Below are 6420 nucleotides of genomic sequence, written 5' to 3'. Positions count from 1 at the left end.
CTGGCGCCCTAACATCTTAAACTTCAACTAGCCTCAGTGAGGTCTAATCCCATGCGCTAGAAATCGCAGATGCCAGCCAAGCTACCAGAGTAGCCATGGCTCTAGGTATGGCACAGAGGCTAAGGATGCAATGTCTCACCCGAGGGCCTGACCCTCACCGCTGCTCATGTAGTCGAATTCACTGCGGGAGTAGAGTTCACTATCATTCTAGCAGATGGCCGCAGAGTAAAAGCCGTTTCACTGCTGGTCAACGAAATCACAGACTCGGCCCTCTGCCGTATCACTGAAAAGTCAGGCAAACCATGGCCATGCCGATCAATCGACAAAGAAGAGGACATCACGCAGGGCAATTGGTGTTTGGAAAGGGGCAACGTAGACAGTATCAAGCTCAACCGCCCAGCGTCGCTCAGATTAGGACACATGCTCAAAGGTGACGATGTTGGCTAAGGTACGATGCTAACCTCCGACTACACAGCTCCTTCAGCTAACCAGAAGGCTGCTTCTGTGACCCCAGCGGCCATGTCTGTAGGATCAACTCTGCTGTTGCCCATTTAGCCTGCTTTTTAACCAACACATCTCCATAGGAACAATTGCTCAAGCAATAAGGTGACAAGATAAAGGAAAAAGCCTCCTCAGGCTGTAAGATCATGACTTCAAACTATTGAGCAACAAGTACGCTAGTAAGAATTACCTATCAACCATGTTCAAAAAATAGTAAAGTAAGAGCATCCTCAAGAAGCTCTCGATATTTTATTCGAAACTGCACAAAATTAGAAATTCATTAACAACCTATAAAAATGCCTTGGGGTCATGGTCATCACCATGGCATTTTTTGTGTGAGCTCTCGACTTCATTAGCCCTACCCTCTTAAATAGGCTTCAGCAGAAACAACTACATGAGTGAACCCCGTCCCAACCACCGACGCCGGCGTTCGGCCTCCGCGTCACCGAACTCCAGAGCCAACAGAAATGTATCTACTATCCCGAAGAAAGCTCGGCTCATGGGCCCCTCAAAAGAGGAGGTAGCTCTGCTACCTGCCTTCTCTGGAGTTTCGCCAGACCAGGTCATAGTGCCGGCTACCGAGGTCGAATGTAAAAATGCAGTCGATGAAATCTTCCGCGCTGGAATTGCAGGCTTTGACACCGAAGCTAAACCAACTTTCCGCGTCGGCCAGAAAAGCCACGGCCCACACGTCGTTCAGTTCGCCCTGACCGATAAAGCCTTCATTTTCCAACTGTATCGAAGCGAGTGTGAGAAAGCTTGCGCTGAAATCATTGCTTCCGAGAAAGTCCTCAAGGTGGGGTTCGGCCTGAAGAATGACCACACTCAGATTCGGAGACGCTTTGGCCTCGCACTCAAACACGTTCTCGACCTCGACCAAGTCTTCCACAAACGTGGATATCAAGGCCAAATCGGCGTCCGAGGAGCCATGGGAGTAGTGCTCAAGCAATGTTTCAAGAAATCTAAATCTACCACTACTAGCAACTGGGCGCTGCGCGTACTCAGCCCACGCCAACTGCTCTACGCCGCCAACGATGCATACGCAGCACTCAAAATTCAGGAAGCCCTGCAAGCAGAAGCCAACCTTGATCAGAGACCTCCGGTAAATTCTTACAAATAATCTCCCCATTCACCTTGGTAGAAATAGTTTACCAACCCGTCCGGCAAGCTTGATGCATCATCCCCACGAGAAGCGTACGGATGACCACTAGGCACTATCACACTAATCGTGCGAATCGACTTTCAAGCTAGGACTCGCAGCTCGCTGATTAAGCTAAACAACATCTTACATAGAGAACTCAGAATGCCCCGTTTTGGAGATCTGTGGGGGCAGAACAGATCGACGCCATCTTCGTCACGCTATCATCCGCAAGGTTTGGAGAGAGCTTCTTTAACGAAGCTAACTAGAGGCAGTCAGCGCGGTTTTATTATTTCATTGAATAAACTAGAGATTCTTCGCGTCTCAAATGCATGACCCACCGCAACTCAGCTCTAATCATTGTCCTGCTCAGTAGCTTCTTCTCAGCTTGCACCACAGCACACTACCGCCCCCTCACTAGTCGTCCTACTGGTAATTGGCAGGGCTCTAGCCTCCACTGGGGAGGCTACACCGAAACGCGTAAGTCGCAGAACAACTACCAAATTGGCTTTGAAAGTTATAATTTCCCAGGCCCCGAAGCCGTCTCCTATTTTTCATTGGTGCGTGCAGCTGAACGCTCGGCCATTGACGGAAAAAAGAAATTCTACCTAGAACCTTCAAAAGTTCGAACATATCACAATGTCAGCCACTTTGCCGGCTATACCATCCCCGGCTATTGTCTCACACACCTGGAAAATATCGAAAAAATTCTCCCTTGTGGTGAGACCGTTTACATCCAACAAAAAGTCATCACACACGTTCCAGATAGGTTTGAGCCACCGCGAGATGCCTATAACTCTATATTCAAAATCTCACGCAAACTTAGCTACACTCATAGGTTATCAAAGCCCTACAATACCTACCAAATTCTCAGCGACGCCAGTCGCAATACCCATGGATTCGGGAGGCCAAAAATCTCCTCCGTGGCCCATGCACAAATGAAGACATGGGCTGAAACTAATAACTAAGCTCCTCTTATAGAGCTAAAAAATGTCTAGAAAATCTACTCCACTACCCACACTCCTTGTGGTAGCTTAATAAGATGCGAGTACTTGTAACTGGAGCGAATGGCTATATTGGTCTACGACTCATCCCACAATTGTTAGAACTAGGCTATTCTGTCATCGCCATAGTTCGAAACAAGGACCGCTTCCCAATCCAAAACTTTAAAGCATGGACACCGCAACTTTTGGTGATCGAGGGAGACTTTTTAAAATTTCAAAGCTTAGAAAATGCTGATCAACTCGGAGAGATCGACGCTGCTTACTACTTACTCCACTCCATGGGAGCTGGTAAGAATTTCCCTTGTCAGGAAAAAATCTGTGCTCAAAATTTCACGGAATGGATCAAGCCTGTGCCATTAGGCCAAGTCGTCTACCTCAGTGGCATCTCCCCACAAGGATCGGAGCTTTCAGATCATCTCGAATCTAGAGCTACAGTGGCCCGCATTCTAGCAAACGGGAATGCTCCTCTCACCACACTCCGCGCCTCAATCATAGTTGGCTCCGGAAGCGCTTCTTTTGAAATCATTCGAGACCTCGTTGAAAAACTGCCTGTTATGTCTACCCCAAGGTGGACACGCACAAAGTGCCAGCCGATTGCTATCCGTAATGTCATAGGGTACTTGCTAGGAGTCACCGACCCCTCCGATAAACAACTCTTTTTGAATCAGACTTTTGATATTGGAGGTCCTCAGGTTCTCACCTACCAGATGATGCTAGAGGGATATGCTCGCGTCCGAGGTCTGAGACGGTTCATTCTACCCGTGCCTTTTTTGAGCCCCAAACTCTCAGCCTATTGGCTTTATTTCATGACAGCCACTAGCTTTCCTCTCGCCAGAGCACTAGTTAGCTCATTGCATATTGAAACCACGTGTGAAGAATCGAGAATAAAAGAGCTCGTCCCTCAGGACCTTCTCAGCTACCAACAATCTATCAAGCTGGCACTTTCGGTCGTAGCTCAAAACCGCGTCCCATCAGTTTGGTTCAACTCGCTAGCATCAGGCAAGGTGGATTCTCGCCACATTCGTAATATCCAAATACCTGAACACGGCATACTCCACGACTCTCGAAAAATAGTCATACGAGCACCTCGCCAACAGGTCATAGATGCCGTTTGGAGCCTCGGCGGAAAAGTTGGATGGCCCAGCATGGACTGGGCATGGCACCTCAGAGGAATGATGGATAAATGCGTTGGTGGTTCCGGCATGCGCAGAGGCAGACGTGACCCATACAAATTAAGCACTGGTGATGCACTAGATTTCTGGCGAGTCATCCTAGTTGATAAAGACGCTGGCAGATTGATACTTTTTGCTGAAATGAAGCTACCTGGTGAGGCCTGGCTCGAATATAGCGTTGGTTCTAACTCTATTAAACAGCGAGCGGTCTTCCGACCCCGTGGGCTATTTGGGAGACTCTACTGGGCATGCACCTACCCCTTCCATTTAATCATTTTTCCACGAATGCTCAATCAACTCGCAAACGGCTGGAAGCACCGAATTACTCTTTAAATCCGTTGATTGTAATTAATCCATCTTGATGCATACTCAGTGACTATGATCCTCAATTTCCGCTTCATTCTTTTGGGCCTTTTTGCTCTCCATATGTCAGTTTCAGCTGAAGTTGCTCCCATTGATGTAAAGAAAACTGGCATGCAATTCCCGATTCACACTTTTAGTAATCTAGCTAAACAAAAGAAGAAGATCCCAGACGAACTCGATGGCGACTACAAACTCATGATCGTGGCATTTAAGCGCAATCATCAACAACTCGTCGACACTTGGTTTGCTGCGGGAGACACACTTGAACGTCGTTACAACAAGCCTGGGAAAATGTTTCGCTACTACGAAATCCCCACTATTTACAAAATGGGATTCATTAGGAGATCCCTTCTCAACGCTGGCATGCGCAGTGGAGTCAAAGCTCGGGCAGCCAGAGAGCGCACATTCACCATCTATATAGATAAAGCTCCATTCAACCAGACCTTACAAATCCCGGACGAAAACGATATTCACTTATTCCTTCTCAATACCACAGGAAAAGTACTCTGGCGTTGTCAAGGTAAACACTCCGCCGAAAAGGAACGCTCACTCACTCAGTTTCTGAAAAAACGCAGAAGCTAATTTCGCTCTGAACTGACTAAGCAATGCTCAATCTCGCATCATTCAGAGTCGCACTCATTACCAACTATCGAACTTTTTTTTTCCATCTAGCGATAGCCTCAGCTGGGCTCACGCATCTAGAGCATCAGATAATTCCTATCAGTTAATGCGAAATCTAACAAAATGTTAGCCCAATTCTAGCAAAGTACCATGGGGTCAAACTATTCCAAACCTCATTGAATATGCTTTAAATCTATTGAGGTTGCCTATTCCTGTGACACGAATGGCCAGCCAAAATCTCTACGTTTAGCTCATTTATATGTAATTCCGTTCATTTTTTCTTGTTTGCCACCTCCTTCCGAACGTATTAGAGCAGCGCAGCAGCCTATTTAGGCACAGTTATCGAGGCTGGATTAGCCTGCCACCACAAATACAACAAGACTACCCTATGGCCTTCACACCAAGCAAAGACCAAAAACGACGCGATCGTGAGCAGAAGAAGCTAGATAAGCGTTTGGCCAAGGAAGAGGCTAAACTCGCAAAACAAGCGGCACAACAAGTCGCCGAAGAAGAAGCTGCTGAAGCCGCGAGAATTGCAGCTATGACCGATGAAGAAAGGGAAGAAGCTGAATTTGCAGCCGAGCTCGCTGCTGAAGAAGCTGCAGCCAAAGAAGAGTAAACGCACCATTTTTGAGTATCTACTCAGGAATGGTCACATCCTGGACTGACGTGAGCATTCCCCCACATTTCGCACAGGGAGTGTTTTGGTGATTAGTTTGGCTACTTTTCGAGGTTGCAATGTAGCTCTAAGAACTGCAGCGGGAATAGGTTACCTAGCGTGTTGCGCTTGCCCCCCAAATACCTTCAATCTGCTCAAACGACCTCAGTAGAGCTTCCCTACGGCTTTCAAAAATGCGGTAATCTGGCATCAGCTCGCGCCTGAGAGTACTAAAGAAGCTTTCACAGCTAGCACTGCCGTAGCTAGGACCTTGTACCGACATCAATCGCTCCATTCGAAGTGCAGCCAGCTGATCGCTAAGCGCTTGACTGGTGTACTGGGTGGCCCGATCCGAGTGAACAATTGTCTGAGTGAAGTCTAGTATCCAATCTGAAACTCCTAGCCCTAAGCTCCTAGTCAAATTTTCTGTAGGTATTGCTAATACCGCTTTGGTGAAAAAGAATCGTGTGACAGAAGAGATCCATAACAACTGCTAGATAAAGCAAGCCTTCCTTGATTTTGGTGTAGATGATATCAGAGACAGGAGTTGTCCCGTGAAACCGAGCCAAACGTACTGTGATTCTGTTTCTGGTCGTCCAGCCAAAGAAACAGCATGCCCGCCCAGCAGGGGCTAACCCGAGACAGAGACTCAATCGAGCTACAGTCCGCAACAGAACTGCGTTGAAAACTTTCCACATAAGCGGTAGGTTCTCTACAATCCAACCGCAGGCTTATTTAACCTGTGAGGCGTGAAAAAGTAATTCTTTATTTATAGATCCGCCAGATTTTTGATCACCGTGCCAAATAAACGAAATCTGAGGGACATTATCAATTCGTGTTACGGCAATTCTGAGATATCCACCTTTCCCTCTTCCATAATAAAGGTGATATTTTTTGTTCACATGGGCACTACCCCCGATTTTTGCATGCTCGTTGTTAATCGGTCCACTACATATTTCTATC

Annotated in this window: 6 protein-coding genes; 5 read left to right on the top strand and 1 reads right to left on the bottom strand. The window is 47.1% G+C overall.

The features are described from left to right. The first annotated feature begins 895 nt into the window (after positions 1–895). The 5 genes from ABGY95_RS12120 to ABGY95_RS12100 all read left to right on the top strand — a co-directional run bounded on the left by ABGY95_RS12120 (position 896) and on the right by ABGY95_RS12100 (position 5418). Entirely contained in the window at positions 896–1621 is a 726-nt protein-coding gene (locus ABGY95_RS12120) for a 3'-5' exonuclease (protein ID WP_347441942.1), read from the top strand. A 350-nt stretch (positions 1622–1971) separates the two neighbouring features. Continuing rightward, the gene (locus ABGY95_RS12115; protein ID WP_347441941.1) at positions 1972–2607 is read left to right on the top strand and encodes a hypothetical protein; all 636 of its coding nucleotides are present in this window, start codon (positions 1972–1974) and stop codon (positions 2605–2607) included. Between the two features lie 74 nt (positions 2608–2681). Continuing rightward, positions 2682–4148 (top strand): SDR family oxidoreductase, encoded by a 1467-nt coding sequence (locus ABGY95_RS12110; protein WP_347441940.1) that lies wholly within the window; start codon positions 2682–2684, stop codon positions 4146–4148. Positions 4149–4193: 45 nt separating this feature from the next. Further along, the gene (locus ABGY95_RS12105) at positions 4194–4760 is read left to right on the top strand and encodes a hypothetical protein (RefSeq protein ID WP_347441939.1); all 567 of its coding nucleotides are present in this window, start codon (positions 4194–4196) and stop codon (positions 4758–4760) included. Positions 4761–5187: 427 nt separating this feature from the next. Further along, on the top strand, positions 5188–5418 hold the full coding sequence (locus ABGY95_RS12100; RefSeq protein WP_347441938.1) for a hypothetical protein: 231 nt from the start codon (positions 5188–5190) through the stop codon (positions 5416–5418). A gap of 770 nt (positions 5419–6188) precedes the next feature. Here the strand turns inward: ABGY95_RS12100 and ABGY95_RS12095 are convergent. Then, positions 6189–6420: hypothetical protein (locus ABGY95_RS12095; RefSeq protein WP_347441937.1), on the bottom strand; the 232-nt coding region annotated here is incomplete at its 5' end.

Origin of the sequence: Rubritalea sp., assembly GCF_039830215.1 — a bacterium.
GTDB lineage: Bacteria > Verrucomicrobiota > Verrucomicrobiia > Verrucomicrobiales > Akkermansiaceae > Rubritalea.
This window is presented reverse-complemented; position numbering and strand designations above follow the sequence as displayed.